The sequence below is a fragment of the Pseudodesulfovibrio piezophilus C1TLV30 genome (assembly GCF_000341895.1).
In the GTDB taxonomy this organism is placed as follows: Bacteria; Desulfobacterota; Desulfovibrionia; order Desulfovibrionales; family Desulfovibrionaceae; genus Pseudodesulfovibrio; species Pseudodesulfovibrio piezophilus.
Map to the genome: position 1 here is coordinate 925,757 of NC_020409.1, position 18,147 is coordinate 943,903.

Below are 18,147 nucleotides of genomic sequence, written 5' to 3' on the forward strand. Positions count from 1 at the left end.
CCACCAAGTCAGTATCACTATCGGGCGCAAGTCGGAAATCAATAAATTCAATCAGGACTCTCAACTTGAAAGAAGGTGCAAATGGAAGGTTGACGAAACCATAGAGAACACTGTAGGAATGCCTTTCCCAATTCAGAGGGAAGCCGGACGGCGGTTGCGATGAGAACTCCGTCAGGTCCGAAAGGAAGCAGCGGTATCGTTTGCTATCGGGTGTCCGGTTTCCACTCAAAGGCGTGTTCTTCGGAACGCGCCTTTTTTCTTATCCTCACCCACCACCTTCTCACATGCCAAAATAAAAGGGCCATCCTTGAAGGACAACCCCTGTTCTAAAAACTTAACTTCTCATCAGACGTAGAGCAAAGTGACAATAACCATGGCTGCAAGGTAGAGACTCCCGAAAAGAGCCCCGAGTCCCCACCACCTGGCTTGCGAAATGAACCCTGCACCATACCAGATGGGGGCCGGTCCTGTCGCATATGGAGTAATAACCCCCATGACCCCGAGACTCGCCGCGAGCATCAAAGCGATTCGCGGCAGCATGTCCGATGGCACTAATGGTCCGGCTATAGCCAGGAACAGAGGCAGAAGTGCGGTTGTGTGCGCAGTCGTACTGGCAAAGAAGTAATGAAGCACGAAAAAAAGGAGTATGAGCATGATCGCCACAGTCCCCGCAGGCAGACCTTGAAGATAGACGGAGACGAGATCACCAATCCATGTCAGCACTCCAGTTTTTTTCAACCCACTGGCCATTGCGACTAATGTGGCAAACCAGACCAGCACGTTCCATGCCCCCTTGTTGGTAATCACATCCTCCCATGTAATGATATCGCTCAAAACCATCAGAGTTAAAACAAAGACAGCTGCAACAGTACCATTGACACCAAACTGTTTTCCAAAAATCCAAAAGACGAGAGCAAGGACGGCATACCCAAGCATCAAAAATTCCTTGGAAGAAACAGGGCCCATCTTTCTCAATTCATCAGTGGCCCAGACCGGAGCCTCGGGAGACACTTTCTGCGTTGGTGGGTAAATCACATATGCCAGCCAGGGGGTCAGCAAAAAAAGCGGCAACATCGTCGGGATCATGATGGAGGCCCATTCTCCCCATTGCAAGCTGACGCCAAGCGATTGCTGGATCAAGTCCACCGCCAGCAGATTCGGAGCCAAAGCGGTCAGGAACATGGAACTGGTTACACATGTGGAGGCAAAGGCGACCCAGCAGAGATACGCTCCCATTTTACGTGGGTTCTTATCTGCATATGAATCAAACATAGGTGGAATATTACTGGCAACAGGGTAGATGGTCCCCGCACTGCGAGCTGTATTGGAAGGCATGAACGGCGCAAGAACGGCATCGGAAAAGGCGACGGCATACCCAAGCCCGAGAGTTGATTTACCCAGATATTTAATAAGGATCAGGCTGATACGCTTTCCCAGCCCGGTTTTCTTGTATCCCAAGGCAAACATGAATGCAGAAAAAATGAGCCAGATCACACCATTGCCAAATCCCGATAACATCCAGTTCCGATTGACTGTCGCACTGGGGTCTACCAAGCCAAACATGGCCACGACCGCTACTCCGGCAAGCCCGACCAGAGCCGCAGGGACAGGCTCGACAATAAGTCCGACAACGACACCGACAAAAATAGCAAGGAAATACCAGGCCTGGGGAGTCAGTCCTTCCGGTGTCGGAAACAATGTCATAAGGACAGTAACAATAATTGGTGAAAATTTCTTGAGATATTCCACAACTCCTCCCTATTGAACCTGTCATTCAATAATTCACAGCCAAACGGTTCGGCTGCTCATTGTGTTTCTTAACTCAGTCTATGCAATCAATCAGTTAAGAAGACCACAGACTGATCAACGCCCCCCTGTTTGATAAACTGATTCGAAAAACATTCAAAAATTCGGTTCATATACCCTTCAGTAATAACTTTTCAGAGTTCACAGACTCCTCCTGCATAGCATACTGTCTCGACAATTCCCATGGTTAGTTACATGATGCAGGACTCTCGAACACAAAAAAGGTCTCCCGAAATCCGAAAGACCTCAGAAGAACCATAGGCAAAAGAAAAAAAACTCAATGAAAATATGCTGAAATTTTCTGGAATAGGGATCCAGGCTTACATGCACCAGATGGAGCTGCTTGCCAACGACCTGAATTGATATGCAATGTCCGAGGAACTCAATATCACCAATGCTCAAATATTGCTGAAGAGGTGAGCTCAGCAAAGCGCCCATCAAACTCCCCATATCCAGTCCACGCGGAACGATAAAAAATAAGCTCAAGCATGAGCACAATCATGGAACAAGTTGCTGCCATGACAGGAGGAATGTATTTAAGCATCTTTCTCTCGCAGGGCATCTTCATTGGAAACGATATTTCATTATCGCGCCGAAGGTGTATTCTTCTTGGCGTCAGTCATAAGGAAAGGCCTCTGCTCAATTGCTGGCATTAAACCATTCACGGCTCGCTCCCTTCGGCACCATGTAGCAAGCCGACGAGCCTACACGAAAAAGTTTACCACTCGCCAACTGAAGAATTTACTGCACCACAAGACCGAAAAGACGACTGAAATTTACCTGCATGAACTTGGCGTGGATAAATCTCTCGCACAGAAGCTTGATACTCATTCAAACGAGAGCACGCATGACGGCATGCATAAGGCCTCAAAAGGCCAAAAGAAAACGGGTTAGACATACAGTCTAACCCGTTGAATAGTCTGGCGGAGAGGAGAGGATTCGAACCTCCGGTCCCCGTGAAGGGACACACGCTTTCCAGGCGTGCTCCTTAAGCCGGACTCGGACACCTCTCCGCGCTGAGAGGCAGTAACTAACTAATATGAGACGGCATGGCAAGTAAAAAAAGAAAGAAATTTTCCCAATGAGTTACAATGGCAACTCAAGACTGCCCCGAAACTGTTCCAAACTGGAAGCTCCGACTTTTTTCAGAAGTTTTTCCATTTCTTCAGCAAGTCCAAATGCAAAGTCAGGACGCAGGAAATTGGCTGTTCCGATCTGGACGGCATGGGCTCCGACCAAAATGAACTCCAAAGCATCCTCTGCCGATGCAATGCCGCCAATACCCACCACAGGGATATCCACAGCCTGTACCACCTGATGAACGCAACGAAGCGCAACCGGCTTGATAGCCGGACCGGAAAGCCCGGCAATGACATTGGCGATACGCGGCTTGCGACAGTGGATATCCACAGCCATCCCGGAAAGAGTATTGATTAAGGACAAGGAATCCGCCCCTCCCTCGGCCGCAGCCCTGGCACAGACCACAATATCTGTCACATTGGGCGACAACTTGACCATCACATGCTTATCTCCCGCTCGCTTTTTCACAGCCTCGGTGACCTTACCGATCTGAGCCGGGTCCTGACCAAAGGCAATGCCGCCTTCCTTGACATTAGGACAGGAAACATTGACCTCAAGTGCAGCCACCCCCTCCTCTCCTGCCAAAACAGCGGCAAGCTCTCCAAATTCTTCGGCATCACATGCATAGAGGTTGGCGACGACGGCAACATCTTTTGACTTGAGCGCAGGCAATGCCTGTCTTACAAAGCTTTCCACCCCTGGATTTTGTATACCGATAGCGTTGAGCATCCCACACGGAGTTTCAGCAATCCGAGGCATGGGGTTGCCCTCTCGCGGCTTAAGCGAGATTCCCTTTGCGACAAGACCGCCAAGCTTTTCCAGATCACCATAGGGAGCGAATTCCAGGCCAAACCCGAAGGTTCCCGAAGCGGTCATGACCGGATTTTTAAGTTCCAGACCACCAAAAGAAACATTCATATTCATATAAACTCCCTACAATTTCACTTTATCAGTCCAGAAGACGGGACCACGTGTACAGACCTGAATATGATGGTCATCGCCATCCTTGGTTACACATCCCAAACAGGCTCCCACTCCGCAAGCCATACGATTTTCAAGCGAGACCTGAGCCCTCGCACCGAACTCGTTGGCAAATTTCTGGACGGTCTTCATGAAAGGCGTTGGCCCGCATGAAAGAATCAAACCGTTTTTTTCTGCATAACGCTTGATTTCTTCACGCATGAACTCGATAATACCCTGAAGATCCTGTGGCTGCTCTTCGAGCATACAGCTCCCGCAGACGGTCTTGGAAAGCTGATTGTACGGGTAACATTCCAGTGGAAGACGATGGGCCATAAAAAGGCTCACATTGTCCGGTGCAGGATGATGCTCGACATAACCGCGAAAAGGTGCGATTCCGATGCCGCCCGCCAACAAAAGTGTCGGCGTGTCCGGTTCCATGGCAAAGGAGTTGCCAAGGGGACCCCAGATCGCCACTTCATCACCGGGTTTCAAGGTGGTGATACGTTCTGTTCCGCGACCGACCTTCTGAATAAAAAGCGTCAGCGAATTTTCATCGGCGGAACAGATGGAAAACGGCCTTGCCCAAATCAGATCCAAATCCCAGCCGGAGGGGCGGATCATGACAAACTGGCCAGGCTTCCACCCGTCCCAGTCCGGGTATTCAAGCCTGATTTCAAAAAATTCATCAGGCCTTTTTGATTGACCGACTGGGGAGACTTCCAATACTTTTACATTCCGGCAATTCCTCAAGGACATCGATACAACCCTTATGAGCAAAATTCATATTCCAGAAATTATGGCCCCCGCAGGGGATTCCGCTTCCTATCTCGCCGCTGTCGCAGCCGGCGCAGATGCCATTTATGTCGGACTGAAACACTTTTCAGCCCGAATGCAGGCCACCAACTTTTCTATCAGCGAGCTCGCACAGCTGGCAAGCCTAGGCAGAGACCGCGGCACCAAGACCTACGTTGCCATGAACACCATGGTCAAGCCCAATGACGTGGAATCAGCCGGACGGCTTATTGATCGTCTGCAAAAAACCGTCAAACCGTTCGCCCTCATTGTACAAGACCTCGCCATGCTGGAGCTGGCGAAACAGGTCGGATATAGTGGCGAGCTTCACCTTTCCACCCTAGCTAACCTGAGCCATCCATCAGGCTTTGACGTCGCAAAAAAACTCGGCGTCAAGCGCATCGTCATCCCTCGTGAGCTGAACCTTGATGAGGTCAAGATGATGGCTGATGCGTGCCCCAAAGATTTGGACCTTGAAATATTCGTCCATGGGGCACTCTGCCACTGTGTCTCTGGCCGCTGCTACTGGTCAAGCTATCTGGGAGGGAAATCAGGGCTGCGAGGACGCTGTGTGCAACCCTGCCGACGTTTATACACGCAGCAGAAACAGGATGCCCAACGCCTGTTCTCTTGTACAGACCTGTCCTTGGACGTCCTGACCAAACCACTGCTCTCCATGCCCAAGGTCACGGCCTGGAAGATTGAAGGCCGCAAAAAGGGTCCCCATTACGTTTATTACACGGTCCGTGCCTACCAGATGCTCCGGGACAATCCGCAGGATGCACAAGCAAAAAAAGCTGCTCAGGAGCTTCTTGAACAGGCCTTGGGACGCCCGTCCAGCCATTCCCTTTTCCTGCCCCAGCGCCCTTTTCAACCGATCCGTCCGGGTGAGGAGACAGGATCTGGCAGACTGGTTGGCGAGATCAAGCGCGACCAGAAAAAACTTTTCTTCCAACCCAGAGAACCGCTCAATCCAGGCGATGTCATCCGGGTGGGCTATGAAGATCTGCCGGGCCATCGCACCCTGTATATTCGTCGTCGAGTCCCCAAGCGCGGCCGTATGGATATCCCCTTCTCCAAGAAACCGGAAAACAACCGAATCCCAGTGGGGACAAAAATCTTTCTCGTGGATAGACGTGAGCCGGAACTGACCAAACAGATCAAGGAGCTTGAGGGCGAACTGGCCCTTTTCCCTGCGCCGACATCCAAGGAATCAACCTTTACGCCCACATGGCCAAAAACAGCCTCTCGTGCCAAAGTGAGACCCGAAAATATCATTGTCTCGCATACTCTGCCAAAAGGACGGGTCCACGGCAAAAGCGCTTTCTGGCTGGAACGTTCCACCTTAAGCAAACTAGCCCGTGCTCTGGTTAATCGCTCCCAGTGGTGGCTACCTCCAGTTATCTGGCCAGACGAAGACAAGAAAATACGCTCTCTCATCAAGGAAGCCGTCAAAAAAGGAGCCAGGGAATTTGTACTCAATGCTCCCTGGCAAGCCGGTTTTTTTGAAGATCGCAAAAATGTGACTCTCGTAGCTGGTCCTTTTTGCAATGCGTCTAACCGTCTTACGCTCAAGATCATGAAAGATCTGGGATGTTCATCTGCAATCATCAGTCCCGAACTCCCAGCCGAAGACATATTCGACCTTGCCAAGAATCCTCCCATTCCCCTCGGCTTTGTCGTCAAAGGTCTTTGGCCATTTGGTATAGCTCGATTTCTCGCCGAATCAGTTCGCTATGAAGAACCTATCAAAAGTCCGATGCATGAGGTTATGTTCGTTCGCAAACATGGCCAAAACAACTGGCTGTACCCAGGATGGGAACTTGATCTGACTGAAGAATACAAAAATCTTGATCGGGCCGGTTTCAAGAGCTTCATTACTATGAAAGAAGAATGGCCCCGTGATGTCCCCCGCCCGAAGCGGACCAGTACCTTCAACTGGAAATTAAAACTGCTCTGATCCCAAAGAGCATTCGATACTTTGAAAGGCAGGCCACAGGAAGTATTCAGCCTCATAAATTAGGATAATGAACGGCCCTGAAAACATCTGTTTTCAGGGCCGTCAAATATTTCTTCTCTTTCCCCAGAGGCCGAGCCCTTTTCGGTCAAGCTCCTCAATCATCTCTGATTATTGTGAATCAAACAAGCAGACCTCATCCCCTCTGTTCTTGAATCCTAAAGAGTAATAATCCCTTTCATGTATGTCACAGCCTTCCCTGCAATCTTGATACGATCTCCAAGATATTCACAGTCTATAGCCCCCCCTCGTGATGAGGCCTGATAGGCGCGCATAAGAGTCTTGCCAAGACGATCTGCCCAAAAAGGCACCATGGTGCAATGAGCCGACCCAGTCACGGGGTCTTCCGGAATTCCCTGCTCCGGGACAAAAGTCCGTGAGACAAAATCATAATCAAGACCGGGCGCAGTACAAATCATGCACATGCCGTCAAGCTGAGAGACCAGACGAAAATCCGGAGAAAGACCGCGAACCTCATCTTCGTTCTCAAAGACAGCCATCATGTCTCGCTCCCCCATGAATAATTCCGCTGGACGTGCGCCGAGAGCCTGAGAAACACGTTCTGTCACCTGAATCTCCCGCAATCCCCAGGCAGGGAAATCCATGGAATATGTATCTGCTTCCCTGTCCACGAACAACCGCCCGCCTTTGGTCTCGAATACCACGACAGGGTCGGTATACTCCAGGAACTCATAGAGCACATAGGCGCTCGCCAGGGTCGCATGACCACACAGGTCGACTTCGGACTCGGCGGTAAACCAGCGAAGCTCGAAGTATTCTCCTTTCCTAATAAAAAATGCGGTTTCAGAAAGATTGTTTTCAGCAGCGATCTTCTGCATCAACTCATCGGAAAGCCACTCGTAAAGAGGCACGACAGCAGCCGGATTACCGTTGAAGACTTCATCGGCAAAAGCATCAACCTGATAAAGATCGAGTTCCATGGCATCTCCTTTGTTAGAAGGTCTGCTTGAACAGATCATCGGCAGAACCGGGTCCTCCCCCTGTCGAGCCACCGCTAGTTGACATCTCCGTCGGCTCTGTCCCCACCTTGAATGGCAGGAAAAATTCCGTCTTGGAACTGGGGGAAGCAAGCTTTCCAGTTGCTCCGTCTACTCGAACCATAACAATACCTGGCGGCTGAGTGAAGTCCTGATATGGAAAATCCGCTTCGACCTTCTTTCGGTAATCCACCCATATGGGACTCGCGGCACGAGAACCTGTCTCCCACTTACCCATGGGTTTGAGTTCGTCAAAACCGACGAAGACACCAGTCAAAAGATATGGTGAATACCCCATGAACCAGGCATCCTGTTCGTTATTGGATGTTCCGGTCTTCCCGGCAATGGGACGTTTGAGCACCTTGGCACGCCACCCTGTCCCGTTCTGGACCACCTGTTTCATAAGCGAGGCCATGATATAGGCAGTCTGTGGACTAATAGCATCCACAGCTTCAGGGGCAGAAGCAAACATTTCCTCCCCCCAGGCCGAAGTCACCGACAACACTGTACGAGGTTTGACGTAGGAACCGCCGCGGGCAAATGCGGTATAGGCTTCGCATAAATCCATCAAAGTCACGACTGCGGAACCAAGCGCTACGGAAAGATCTTCAGGAAAGTCAGTCTCGATTCCCATAGCCTTGGCTCTTTCAATAATCTTTCTGATCCCAATTTTCTGGGCAATACGGATGGTAACGAGATTCTTGGATTTGACCAAAGCCGTCCGTAACAAGGTCGGTCCCTCGAAAGTTCCTTCAAAATTTTCAGGACGCCACAGCTTGCCTTGCTCATTATTCGCATACACAATGGGCGCATCGAGAATAATGGATGCGGGGGTAAAGCCATTATCGATAGCCGTGGAATAGACAATGGGCTTGAAAGCCGACCCAGGCTGTCTATGTGCTTGCGTCGCCCTGTTAAACTGACTTTTATGAAAAGAATACCCACCGACAAGCGCCAGTACTTCACCTGTTTCCGGCTTGATGGAAACCATAGCTCCTTCGACCAGAGGCTCCCGCTCCATATCAAGTTCCCATATCCCCTCCGGCGCATCAGGTGCTTTGGAAACAGTCACCCAGATGACATCTCCTTTCTTGAGAACCCGGCGTGCATCCGAAGGATTGGGGACATCCTCATGGCTCTTCCTGATATCCGGCTTACGAACCCACCACATGGCCCTGAGGGGAATTATCCCTTGATATTTCCCGAATCGAACATAAGCCTTATCTTTTTCGACTTTGGAAACCCACCCTTTCATGGGGGTATCCTTTTCCATGATACCATCTGTATCCTGTGGACCTTCTTCCAGAACCCGACTGACATCGCCAGCACTCACATTTTCAATAGGACCAAGCCAACCGCGCCGTTTTGCAGAATTGAGCAGCCCACGTCTGACTGCTTTTTCCGCCGCGACCTGATGCTTGAGATCACATGCGGTGGTGACATTCAATCCCCCTTCATAAACGACATCCTCACCATATTGATCAATGAGCCACCGACGGACTTCCTCAAGATAATAGGCCCCGGCATGCCATGATGGGTCAGGCATAGATTGTAGGGTAATCTCTTCTGCCATGGCATCATCATACTGGGCTTGGGTAATCCAATTTTGGGCCCGTAGTTGCTGCAGGACATACCGTTGACGCTGCTTTGCAAGATCCCAATTCCTATAGGGATTATAGCGACTCGGAGCCTGGGGCAATCCCGCGAGCATGGCCGATTCTGCGACCGTCAGGTCTTTGGCGTGTTTCGCAAAGTATGTCCTGGCTGCGGCTTCTACCCCGTAGGAATGGGCACCAAGAAAAATCTGATTCAGATAAATAGTAAGAATCTCTTCCTTAGTCAGATAATTCTCTAGGCGAAAGGCGAGAATGGCTTCTTTCAGCTTGCGTTTGTAGCTTCGCTCCGGTGTCAGAAGCAAACGCTTGATGATTTGCTGCGTGATGGTCGACCCACCCTGCTTGGTATGTCCAGCCCGCAGATTGGCAATAAAGGCACGAGATATGGCCGTCAGATCAACACCGTCATGTTCGTAAAAACTCGCATCTTCGGCAGCGAGAAAAGCCTTGGGCAACCAAGGCGACATCTGATCGAGTGTGACCAAAAACCGTTTCTCTTTGTAAAAATATCCAAGGACCTGATTATCCTTGGCATAGACCGTCGTCACCAATGGGGGACGGTAGTCCGTGATTTTCTTGAACCCCGGAAGTTCCCGTGATGCCCAATTATAAAGGCCAAAAGCTCCGGCGAGACCCAAAAAAAGACAAACGAGGGATGTTATAAAAAGAATCTTCATTATTTTCATTTGATTCAAAAACCTTTTTTAACCGTGCGGGCACCCTTGGCGGGCGGCAGCCCCCAGACCAGTCGCAAGCGGCCATAGAGATCCTTGACCTCGGCTCGCGTCATGTCGAGACAGCGCAACATTCGATTGAGAGTTCTCTCCTCCCTGCGGGCAAGACAGGTCGGAGAGTCAAAAAAAATCACGTCACCCTCAGCCATCCAAAAGGGAAAGAGGCGACAATAATACGGACGAATTTCCTGTGGGATTTCACACCCTTCAGGCCCAAGAAAACGACATGCGCCCAAAGAATCCACAGCCAGACGAAAATGCTCTTTTCCCTCGGGAAATAACGCTCTGACCAGAGCCTCTTCGCCGGGAAAGAGGCGAGCAGCATAATCTGCAAAAGCCTTGGAATTTGGAGAAAGAACAAAGCCACCAGTAAACGGAGCGTGTTCCTGTATTCGTTCTTTTTCTACTTGAGAAATGGGAAAGCAGTACTCTTCCTGCCCCGTGGCTATTCGACAACAGGTCGGTCCCTGAAGGGAACACCGTCTGCAAATATCGCTGTCGCCGGTATGGGTCAAGCTCATGCCATCACTCCTGTTACCCGACATTCTCCGTAAGCCCGGAACCGGAAAAGCGCAACGCCCCCTTGCCAAGAAGATCGTGAAGATGAACCATGCCGACCAGCACGCCATCGTCATTGACCACAGGTAGAACGGTAATCTGGTTCTGCTCCATGACATCGAGCACCAGAGCCGAGGATTCACCGACATTCGCCCGCTTGGGAGAAAGAGTCATGACCTCACCAATGGGGCGGGTAACGTCAAATGGCCCACAACAGACTTCCCGGCGAACATCTCCATCGGAAAGAACCCCTTTGAGAACCGTTTCGTCATCAACAATCGCGACAAGCCCAAGCCCCCCGGAATTCAAAACTTCCAGGGCACTGTGAAGCGAAGCATCCGAACCAACAACAGGCAGCCCTTCGCAATGCATGAGTTGATCCACGCTGGATGCCAATCGCTGTCCCAGTGATCCACCGGGATGAAATTTCTTGAAATCATCTCGCCCAAAGGACTTCCATTCCATAAGGCAGACAGCCAAAGCATCGCCCACAGCCAACTGTGCCGTGGTTGATGACGTCGGAGCCAGACCAATCAGACACGCCTCACGCGGGACTGCGACCTCGATGACAATATCACTGAGTCTGGCCATATCCGAAGTGGTGTGAGCAGTCATGCAGATGATCGTGACACCAAGTGATTTCAAAGTCGGAAGAATCGCGTTCAATTCATCCGTACCACCTGAATTGGAAATAGCCAGGATAACATCCTCATCACGCAACATGCCCATATCGCCATGAGCACCTTCGACCGGATGCAGAAAAAAAGACGGTGTTCCCGTGCTGGACAACGTGGCTGCAATCTTGCGTCCCACCAGACCGGATTTCCCCACGCCGGTGACCACGACGCGTCCAGAACACCCGGCCATGGCCGTGACTGCTGTAGCAAAGGTTTCACTTAATTGTCCCTTGACAGCCTCAAGTCCCTCTATTTCGGTATCCAGAACCTCTCTGGCGATATTCACCCAGTCGGTTCTGCCGGAAGTGCATTCCATGTACAATAGCTCCGCTTAGCAAAATTCCTTGATAATACCAGGAGATGCTTCCAGGCAATCCTTCCCCATTCTGTCTGAAAGCGGGATAGGATAATGCCCGTCAAAACAGGCAAGACACCATGCATCATTAGCAGTCACCGAATCGACCAACCCGGGAATGGTCAGGTAATGCAAGGATTCGATGCCCATGAAACGTGCAATTTCTTCCGGCTCATGATTGGCAGCTATCAGCTCCCCTTTGGAAGAAAAATCAATCCCGTAAAAACAGGGGTGCTTGATTGCGGGGCAACTCACTCGCAAATGAATTTCCCTGGCACCGAGCTCGCGAAGTTTCTTGACACGAGCTCGAATTGTCGTTCCCCGGACAACAGAATCTTCCACAATAATAATCCGTTTTCCCTGAACCATGGATTTAACCGGATTGAGCTTCACGCGAACCGAGAAATCCCGCATATCCTGAGAAGGCTGGATAAAAGTCCGACCCACGTAGTGGTTGCGAATCATGGCCAGTTCCAGAGGGACGCCGGATGCCTGGGAATACCCCACGGCCGCATAGTTGCCGGAATCGGGGAACGGCATGACAAAATCGGCATCGACCGGCGCTTCCTTGGCAAGCATGGCCCCCATGGCTTTGCGACTCTCATAAACAACATCGCCGAAAACCGTGGAATCAGGACGGGCAAAGTAGATCAACTCAAAAATACACTGCCGTTTCGGCTCCGGCTCACAGTAGTGCGTCGAGGTCATCTTGTTCTTGTGAATAGTGACCATCTCTCCCGGATTGAGCGGACGAAGGTATTCTGCTTCGATGAGATCAAAGGCACATGTTTCAGAAGCAAACACATAGCTATCCCCGACACGTCCCAAAGCGAGCGGACGCACTCCATTCGGATCTTTCAAAGCAATGAGTTTATCGTTGGCCATGACCAGAATGGAAAAAGCACCCCGAACCCGCTTGCACGCTTTGGCCACCGCCTCTTCTATGGTCTCGGATTGGTGGAGATATTTAATGATCAAGTGGGCAAAGACTTCGGTGTCCATGGTCGTTTGAAAGATGGACCCGTTCTCTTCAAGTTCTGCCCTGAGTTCAAAGGTGTTCACCAAATTGCCATTATGAGCCACAGCAAGACGCAAGTCGCCATGACGGACAAGAAACGGTTGTGCATTGCGAATAAGAGAAGCCCCGGTTGTAGAGTACCGGATATGTCCCATGGCAATTTCACCACGTAATTCCTTGCCTAGGTGACGTTCGTTAAAAACATCTGCCACCAACCCCATACCTTTTTGTTCACGGATTTTCTCTCCGTCCCAGGTGACAATGCCCGCAGACTCCTGTCCGCGGTGCTGGAGGGCATAAAGCCCAAAATAGGTCATCCTGGCGGCTTCTTTATTGCCGTAGATTCCGAAAAGTCCGCAATACTCTTTTTTCATGACTCTCTCTTGTCAAAATCGGCGTTATTCGCCGTAGTATTTCTGGAGGCTCTGGACCTTGAGGCCATTCTCCCTCAGTTCATGGATGGCCTGGACTACAGCCCGGGCGCCCGACACCGTGGTGGTGTAGGGAATGTCGTACAACAGTGTATTCTGGCGGATCATTTTGGCATCCCCCACGGTTTTTTTGCCGGAGGGAGTGTTGATGACCAGATCGAAATCCCCATTCTTGATATGATCGACCACATGAGGCCGCTGTCCTTCGTGGACCTTGTGAACCTTATTAACCTTGATTCCTTTCTCAATCAGAAAATCAGCGGTTCCACCTGTGGCTGCAACCTTGAATCCCATGGCTTCGAAGTCTCTGGCGACCAGAACGAGCTTGGATTTATCCCAATCATTCACCGAAATGAAAACCGTCCCTTCGGTCGGTAATTTTTGCCCGGCTGCTAACTGTGATTTCATATAGGCCAGCCCAAAACTGGGGTCGATCCCCATGACTTCTCCGGTCGAACGCATTTCAGGTCCGAGCAGAACATCCACATTGGGGAATCGGTTAAATGGGAATACGGATTCCTTGACAGAGACATGCCCTCTCTTGCGCATGGCAGCTGGTTTGAGATCCTTGAGCTTCTCTCCGAGCATAACCCTGGTGGCAAGCTTGGCAAGCGGCACTCCGGTTGCCTTTGAAACAAACGGCACAGTTCTGGATGCGCGGGGGTTGACCTCGATGATATACACTTCACCATCTTTGATGGCGAACTGCACATTCATCAATCCGACCACACCAAGCTCCATGGCCATGGCAATAGTCTGCCTCTCAATCTCTCGCACCATTTCAGCGCTCAGACTATATGGAGGAAGCACGGAAGCCGAGTCGCCGGAATGAATTCCCGCCTCCTCGATATGCTCCATGACGCCGCCGATATAGACCTCTTCACCATCTGCCAAAGCATCCACATCAACCTCAATGGCGTATTCGAGAAACTTGTCGATGAGGGTCGGATGCTCAGGCGAAACCCGAGCAGAAGACCGAAAGTATTCTTCAAACTCATCCATGGTATAGACGATGTCCATGCCACGGCCCCCCAGGACATATGAGGGACGAAGCACCACTGGAAAGCCTATTTTTTCAGCAACTTCGCGAGCTTCAACCATTGACATAGCCGTACCGTTCGATGGTTGCCGGAGGTGTAATTTATTCAGGAATTGCTTGAACCGCTCCCGATCCTCAGCGCGATCAATGGCATCCGGACTGGTGCCAATGAGAGGCACTCCCGCATTCATCAACCGAATTGCGAGGTTGAGTGGAGTCTGTCCGCCAAATTGCACGATGACTCCGTCAGGCTTCTCAAATTCCAGGATATTCATCACATCCTCGAAAGTCAGTGGCTCAAAGTACAGCTTGTCAGACGTGTCGTAATCCGTGGAGACGGTCTCGGGGTTGGAGTTAACCATAATGGACTGCACGCCCATCTCTTTCAAGGTAAAAGAAGAATGACAGCAGCAGTAGTCAAACTCAATCCCCTGTCCGATCCGGTTGGGTCCACCACCCAGAATGACCACCTTCTTGACATCATCGCGCGTATTTTCCTGCCCAGTCTCGTAGGTGGAGTAATAATACGGAGTATATGCCTCAAACTCGGCAGCGCATGTATCCACAAGATAGTATGTCGGGACAATACCCAATTCCTTGCGCAGAGATCGAATAGCATCTTCACCAACCTTCCACATGGCAGAAAGTTGGGGATCGGAATAGCCAAACTCCTTGGCCTTCCTAAGCATCTCGGCCATACCTTCTGATTCGCAGCTTACACCTTCCTTCTTTCCGAAAGCCACAAGCTCCTTTTCCATCTCAAAAAGCTCAATAAACTGACGCAGGAACCACGGATCAATTTGAGTAGCCTCGAAGACCTCATCTTCAGTCATGCCGCAACGCAGGGCATTCCGCACGGCAAATATCCGTTCGGAATTAGGGCGACGCAACAATCTCAGGATTTCATTCTTGTCGATATCACACGTATCAAACCTTTTCCCTAGGCCGATATGCCCAGTCTCAAGAGAGCGCAGTCCTTTCTGGAGCGCTTCCTTGAAGGTCCGCCCGATGGCCATGGTCTCACCCACGGACTTCATAGCAGTTGTCAAATAATCTTCGGTTCCCGGAAATTTTTCAAAGGTAAATCTGGGAATCTTGATCACGCAGTAGTCAATGGCCGGTTCAAAAGAGGCCATGGTTTCGCGCGTAATATCATTGGGAATCTCGTCGAGCGTATATCCGACTGCGAGTTTCGCCGCTATTTTTGCAATAGGAAATCCCGTGGCCTTGGAGGCCAAAGCCGAAGACCGGGAAACCCGAGGGTTCATTTCAATGATTATGATTTCGCCATTTTCCGGATTGATGGCAAACTGGACATTACTGCCCCCGGTCTCAACACCAATCTCACGCATGACGGCAAGGGAGGCATTCCGCAAAGCCTGATATTCATCGTCACTTAGAGTCTGGGCAGGAGCAACGGTTATGGAATCGCCAGTATGAACTCCCATGGGATCAAGGTTCTCAATAGAACAGATGATCACACAGTTATCCTTTTTATCGCGCATAACCTCAAGCTCATACTCTTTCCACCCGAGGATGGAACGTTCAAGCATGATCTCACTTTTCATGGACAGGGCCAAGCCGTTGGAACAGATATCCTCAAGCTCTTCCATGTTGTAGGCTACACCACCACCCGAACCACCTAACGTATAAGCAGGGCGGACAATAATCGGGAACGGAATCTTCTGCCCCCATTCGCGCACATCATCCATCGTGCGGCAGATACCGGCCTGCGGCATGGATAAACCGATGTTCTCCATGGCCTCGCGGAATTCTTCCCGACTCTCGGCCTTGTTGATGACCGGGATATCCGCCCCGATAAGCTCAACTTCAAACTTCTCGAGAACGCCCATTTCAGCAAGGGCAAGGGCTGTATTCAACCCTGTTTGCCCCCCTAAAGTCGGCAAAAGAGCGTCGGGACGCTCTTTTTCAATAATTCGGGCAACAGTTTCCGGTTCTATGGGCTCGATGTACGTCGCATCCGCCAACTCGGGGTCCGTCATGATCGAAGCGGGGTTGGAATTGACAAGGACAACTTCGTACCCTTCTTCTTTAAGCGCCTTGAGCGCCTGGGTGCCGGAGTAGTCGAATTCACAAGCCTGGCCAATGACAATGGGGCCGGAGCCGATCAACATGATCTTCTTGATATCTGTGCGTTTGGGCATTTTTTTATTGGAAAGAGTTGAAGTTACGGCATTTTTTCAGGTCGGGAAAAACAATCCGCTCTTCCGTTCGGGTAGGCAACGCCGCCACCCCCCAAACAAGCTGTTTACATATAGGGTTCTCTCCCCGAACGCAACGTAAAAACATGCTCTTGCCCGGACTGCCTCAAGTTTCAACCTCTTCAACCCGCTTGAATTCTTCCTCTGCCCGTACAAACGGCATGGCCAGACCTTTCCTTTCTTACCCTAGAATCTTTACTGAGCAGTAAAATACACAAGACAGAATTCATAGACTCGCCAACCGTCCAGATTTTTGGCTTCTTTGACTACAAAAAGTCACATGAACATCAGTCAATTTTTTTACTGAATCGTCACATTCTTCGTTGACACTATCGAAATTGAATTTTATTCTCAACGCCTGCCAAACATTGAGAGGAATCTTGAATGACTACAAAACCGCTTAGTTCCTACCCTCAGGGAAGCACTGTACGAATTGCAAATATTCAGGGAGGACAAAAAGCCCGATCCAGAATGCTCGCAATGGGTATGACCCCAGGCTGCCCAATCCAAGTACTCGCTGAAGATTCCAACGGCTACAAAGTCCGAGTAAGGGGTGCTGACATAGTCCTTTGCTGTCGGATGGCAAGCAAAATCATGGCGGTGGAGAGCAGCGAATCTGATTTAACCTGCTCTTGCTGCCCAAATCCACACAGCAAAGCTTCCTAACCTCCCTTCCTTTTCACTTTCAGGAGAGCAAGCACTCAAACGAGGGGACATCGACCACACTGAAAAAACCAAAGCCAACGAACGGCGACGTTGGTTTTTTCATTTTATCCGTGCCAATTCCACCACCATTTCATTCATAACATGAAAGCATAATTATACTTGAATCAATTCCATCTCGAGTGGTAGTGTCTCATTTAACCACTGGAGGAACATTGAATCATGTCCGAGACCATAAAAATCGGCGTCAGTGCGTGTGTATTAGGTGAAAAAGTTCGTTATGACGGCAGTCATGAACGAGACCTGTACCTCACTGAAACATTGGCAAAATATGTCGAATTCATACCATTCTGTCCCGAGATAGCCTGTGGCATGAGTGTCCCCCGCGAAAAGGTCAGACAAATTGACTGCGGCGGTAAGATAAAACTCATTGGTCAAGACAGCGGTGAGGATTGGTCGGATCGCATGGACAGGTGGTGCACAAAGGTCCTGCCGGGTCTGGAATCTGAAAAACTCAGTGGCTTTGTGTTCCGGAGCCGCTCTCCCTCCTGTGCATTGAGGCAAAGCACAATATTCTCCACCACAGGAAAACCACCCAAAAAAGGCCCTGGTTTTTTCGCTTCCCGCGCCATAAAAATGTTTCCCCTCTTTCCTGTTGAAGCCAGTGAGCGGTTGCACAACCCTCTTTTAAGGGAAAATTTCATCCGACGAGTTTTCGTCTTTTCCCGATGGCAACGACTCGAATCCAAAGGCAAAAAGATTGGTGAACTTGTTGATTTTCATAACCGCCACAAGATGATCATCAGGTCCCATGACTTACGCGGATATCGCCAATTGGGAAAGCTGTTTGGAGAAAGTTCTGTCTTCAACAATGAAGAAATTTTTGATGCATACTCAAGCCTGCTCTTCAAATCCTTGTCGCTCAAAGCAACGCCCAAAAAAAATGCCGAAGTTCTCAAGCATGCATTACGCTTTATCCAAAAAGATCTGCCTAAAGATGACTCCAGTGAACTGCTTGGGATGATCAATGCATATAAGAGTGGACGTATTCCCCTTCTGGTTCCAATTACAATCATCAACCACTATGCCCGTAAACTCGATCAATCCTATCTCAGGCAACAGTACTTCCTCAACCCGCACCCATCGGAACTCAAGCTGCTCAACCACGTCTAGGAGCT

At 50.2% G+C, this 18,147-nt stretch carries 13 protein-coding genes, 1 tRNA gene and 1 other RNA gene; 5 read left to right on the forward strand and 10 right to left on the reverse strand.

The window, feature by feature from the left end:
* The first annotated feature begins 135 nt into the window (after positions 1–135).
* Positions 136–229: signal recognition particle sRNA small type (gene ffs, locus BN4_RS17470), an RNA gene on the forward strand.
* A gap of 116 nt (positions 230–345) precedes the next feature.
* On the opposite strand, the gene BN4_RS04540 is transcribed toward ffs, so the two are convergent.
* A complete protein-coding gene (locus BN4_RS04540) occupies positions 346–1,749 on the reverse strand; it encodes a DASS family sodium-coupled anion symporter (protein ID WP_015414178.1) in 1,404 nt (467 codons plus the stop codon).
* Positions 1,750–2,373: 624 nt separating this feature from the next.
* Between BN4_RS04540 and BN4_RS04550 the strand changes: the two genes are divergently transcribed.
* Positions 2,374–2,700, forward strand: a complete 327-nt coding sequence (locus BN4_RS04550) for a hypothetical protein (RefSeq protein ID WP_015414181.1) — start codon at positions 2,374–2,376, stop codon at positions 2,698–2,700.
* 27 nt (positions 2,701–2,727) lie between these two features.
* On the opposite strand, the gene BN4_RS04555 is transcribed toward BN4_RS04550, so the two are convergent.
* The 3 genes from BN4_RS04555 to BN4_RS04565 all read right to left on the reverse strand — a co-directional run bounded on the left by BN4_RS04555 (position 2,728) and on the right by BN4_RS04565 (position 4,605).
* Positions 2,728–2,819, reverse strand: a tRNA-Ser gene (locus BN4_RS04555).
* 73 nt (positions 2,820–2,892) lie between these two features.
* Positions 2,893–3,810: a dihydroorotate dehydrogenase gene (locus BN4_RS04560; RefSeq protein WP_015414182.1), complete on the reverse strand. Its 918-nt coding sequence runs from the start codon at positions 3,808–3,810 to the stop codon at positions 2,893–2,895.
* A 9-nt stretch (positions 3,811–3,819) separates the two neighbouring features.
* Entirely contained in the window at positions 3,820–4,605 is a 786-nt protein-coding gene (locus BN4_RS04565) for an iron-sulfur cluster-binding protein (protein ID WP_015414183.1), read from the reverse strand.
* Between the two features lie 13 nt (positions 4,606–4,618).
* On the opposite strand from BN4_RS04565, the gene BN4_RS04570 reads away from it, so the two are divergent.
* Entirely contained in the window at positions 4,619–6,601 is a 1,983-nt protein-coding gene (locus tag BN4_RS04570; protein ID WP_015414184.1) for a peptidase U32 family protein, read from the forward strand.
* Positions 6,602–6,816: 215 nt separating this feature from the next.
* Here BN4_RS04570 and BN4_RS04575 read toward each other — a convergent pair whose 3' ends face one another.
* Genes BN4_RS04575 through carB form a run of 6 tightly spaced genes read right to left on the reverse strand, consistent with a single transcriptional unit; the run spans position 6,817 to position 16,249 of the window.
* Positions 6,817–7,599, reverse strand: a complete 783-nt coding sequence (locus tag BN4_RS04575) for a PhzF family phenazine biosynthesis protein (protein WP_015414185.1) — start codon at positions 7,597–7,599, stop codon at positions 6,817–6,819.
* 13 nt (positions 7,600–7,612) lie between these two features.
* Positions 7,613–9,958 (reverse strand): penicillin-binding protein 1A, encoded by a 2,346-nt coding sequence (locus tag BN4_RS04580; protein WP_015414186.1) that lies wholly within the window; start codon positions 9,956–9,958, stop codon positions 7,613–7,615.
* A gap of 5 nt (positions 9,959–9,963) precedes the next feature.
* Positions 9,964–10,527 carry a YkgJ family cysteine cluster protein gene (locus BN4_RS04585; protein WP_015414187.1) on the reverse strand — a complete coding sequence of 188 codons (564 nt, stop codon included), beginning with the start codon at positions 10,525–10,527 and terminating at the stop codon, positions 9,964–9,966.
* 13 nt (positions 10,528–10,540) lie between these two features.
* Entirely contained in the window at positions 10,541–11,557 is a 1,017-nt protein-coding gene (locus BN4_RS04590; protein WP_015414188.1) for a KpsF/GutQ family sugar-phosphate isomerase, read from the reverse strand.
* A gap of 15 nt (positions 11,558–11,572) precedes the next feature.
* Positions 11,573–12,988, reverse strand: coding sequence for an amidophosphoribosyltransferase (gene purF / locus BN4_RS04595; RefSeq protein ID WP_015414189.1), 1,416 nt, complete (start codon positions 12,986–12,988; stop codon positions 11,573–11,575).
* Positions 12,989–13,012: 24 nt separating this feature from the next.
* Positions 13,013–16,249 (reverse strand): carbamoyl-phosphate synthase large subunit, encoded by a 3,237-nt coding sequence (carB, locus tag BN4_RS04600; RefSeq protein ID WP_015414190.1) that lies wholly within the window; start codon positions 16,247–16,249, stop codon positions 13,013–13,015.
* A 441-nt stretch (positions 16,250–16,690) separates the two neighbouring features.
* Between carB and BN4_RS17475 the strand changes: the two genes are divergently transcribed.
* Positions 16,691–16,972: a FeoA family protein gene (locus BN4_RS17475; RefSeq protein WP_083863070.1), complete on the forward strand. Its 282-nt coding sequence runs from the start codon at positions 16,691–16,693 to the stop codon at positions 16,970–16,972.
* Positions 16,973–17,191: 219 nt separating this feature from the next.
* Positions 17,192–18,142 (forward strand): YbgA family protein, encoded by a 951-nt coding sequence (locus BN4_RS04605; protein WP_015414191.1) that lies wholly within the window; start codon positions 17,192–17,194, stop codon positions 18,140–18,142.
* The last annotated feature ends 5 nt before the right edge of the window (positions 18,143–18,147 follow it).

Coding starts and splice junctions, on each gene's coding strand:
- BN4_RS04560 (WP_015414182.1), bottom strand. CDS start 3,810: ATGAATATGAATGTTTCTTTTGGTGGTCTGGAACTTAAAAATCCGGTC.
- carB (WP_015414190.1), bottom strand. CDS start 16,249: ATGCCCAAACGCACAGATATCAAGAAGATCATGTTGATCGGCTCCGGC.
- BN4_RS04575 (WP_015414185.1), bottom strand. CDS start 7,599: ATGGAACTCGATCTTTATCAGGTTGATGCTTTTGCCGATGAAGTCTTC.
- BN4_RS04590 (WP_015414188.1), bottom strand. CDS start 11,557: ATGGAATGCACTTCCGGCAGAACCGACTGGGTGAATATCGCCAGAGAG.
- BN4_RS04580 (WP_015414186.1), bottom strand. CDS start 9,958: ATGAAAATAATGAAGATTCTTTTTATAACATCCCTCGTTTGTCTTTTT.
- BN4_RS17475 (WP_083863070.1), top strand. CDS start 16,691: ATGACTACAAAACCGCTTAGTTCCTACCCTCAGGGAAGCACTGTACGA.
- BN4_RS04570 (WP_015414184.1), top strand. CDS start 4,619: ATGAGCAAAATTCATATTCCAGAAATTATGGCCCCCGCAGGGGATTCC.
- BN4_RS04565 (WP_015414183.1), bottom strand. CDS start 4,605: ATGTCCTTGAGGAATTGCCGGAATGTAAAAGTATTGGAAGTCTCCCCA.
- BN4_RS04585 (WP_015414187.1), bottom strand. CDS start 10,527: ATGAGCTTGACCCATACCGGCGACAGCGATATTTGCAGACGGTGTTCC.
- BN4_RS04605 (WP_015414191.1), top strand. CDS start 17,192: ATGTCCGAGACCATAAAAATCGGCGTCAGTGCGTGTGTATTAGGTGAA.
- purF (WP_015414189.1), bottom strand. CDS start 12,988: ATGAAAAAAGAGTATTGCGGACTTTTCGGAATCTACGGCAATAAAGAA.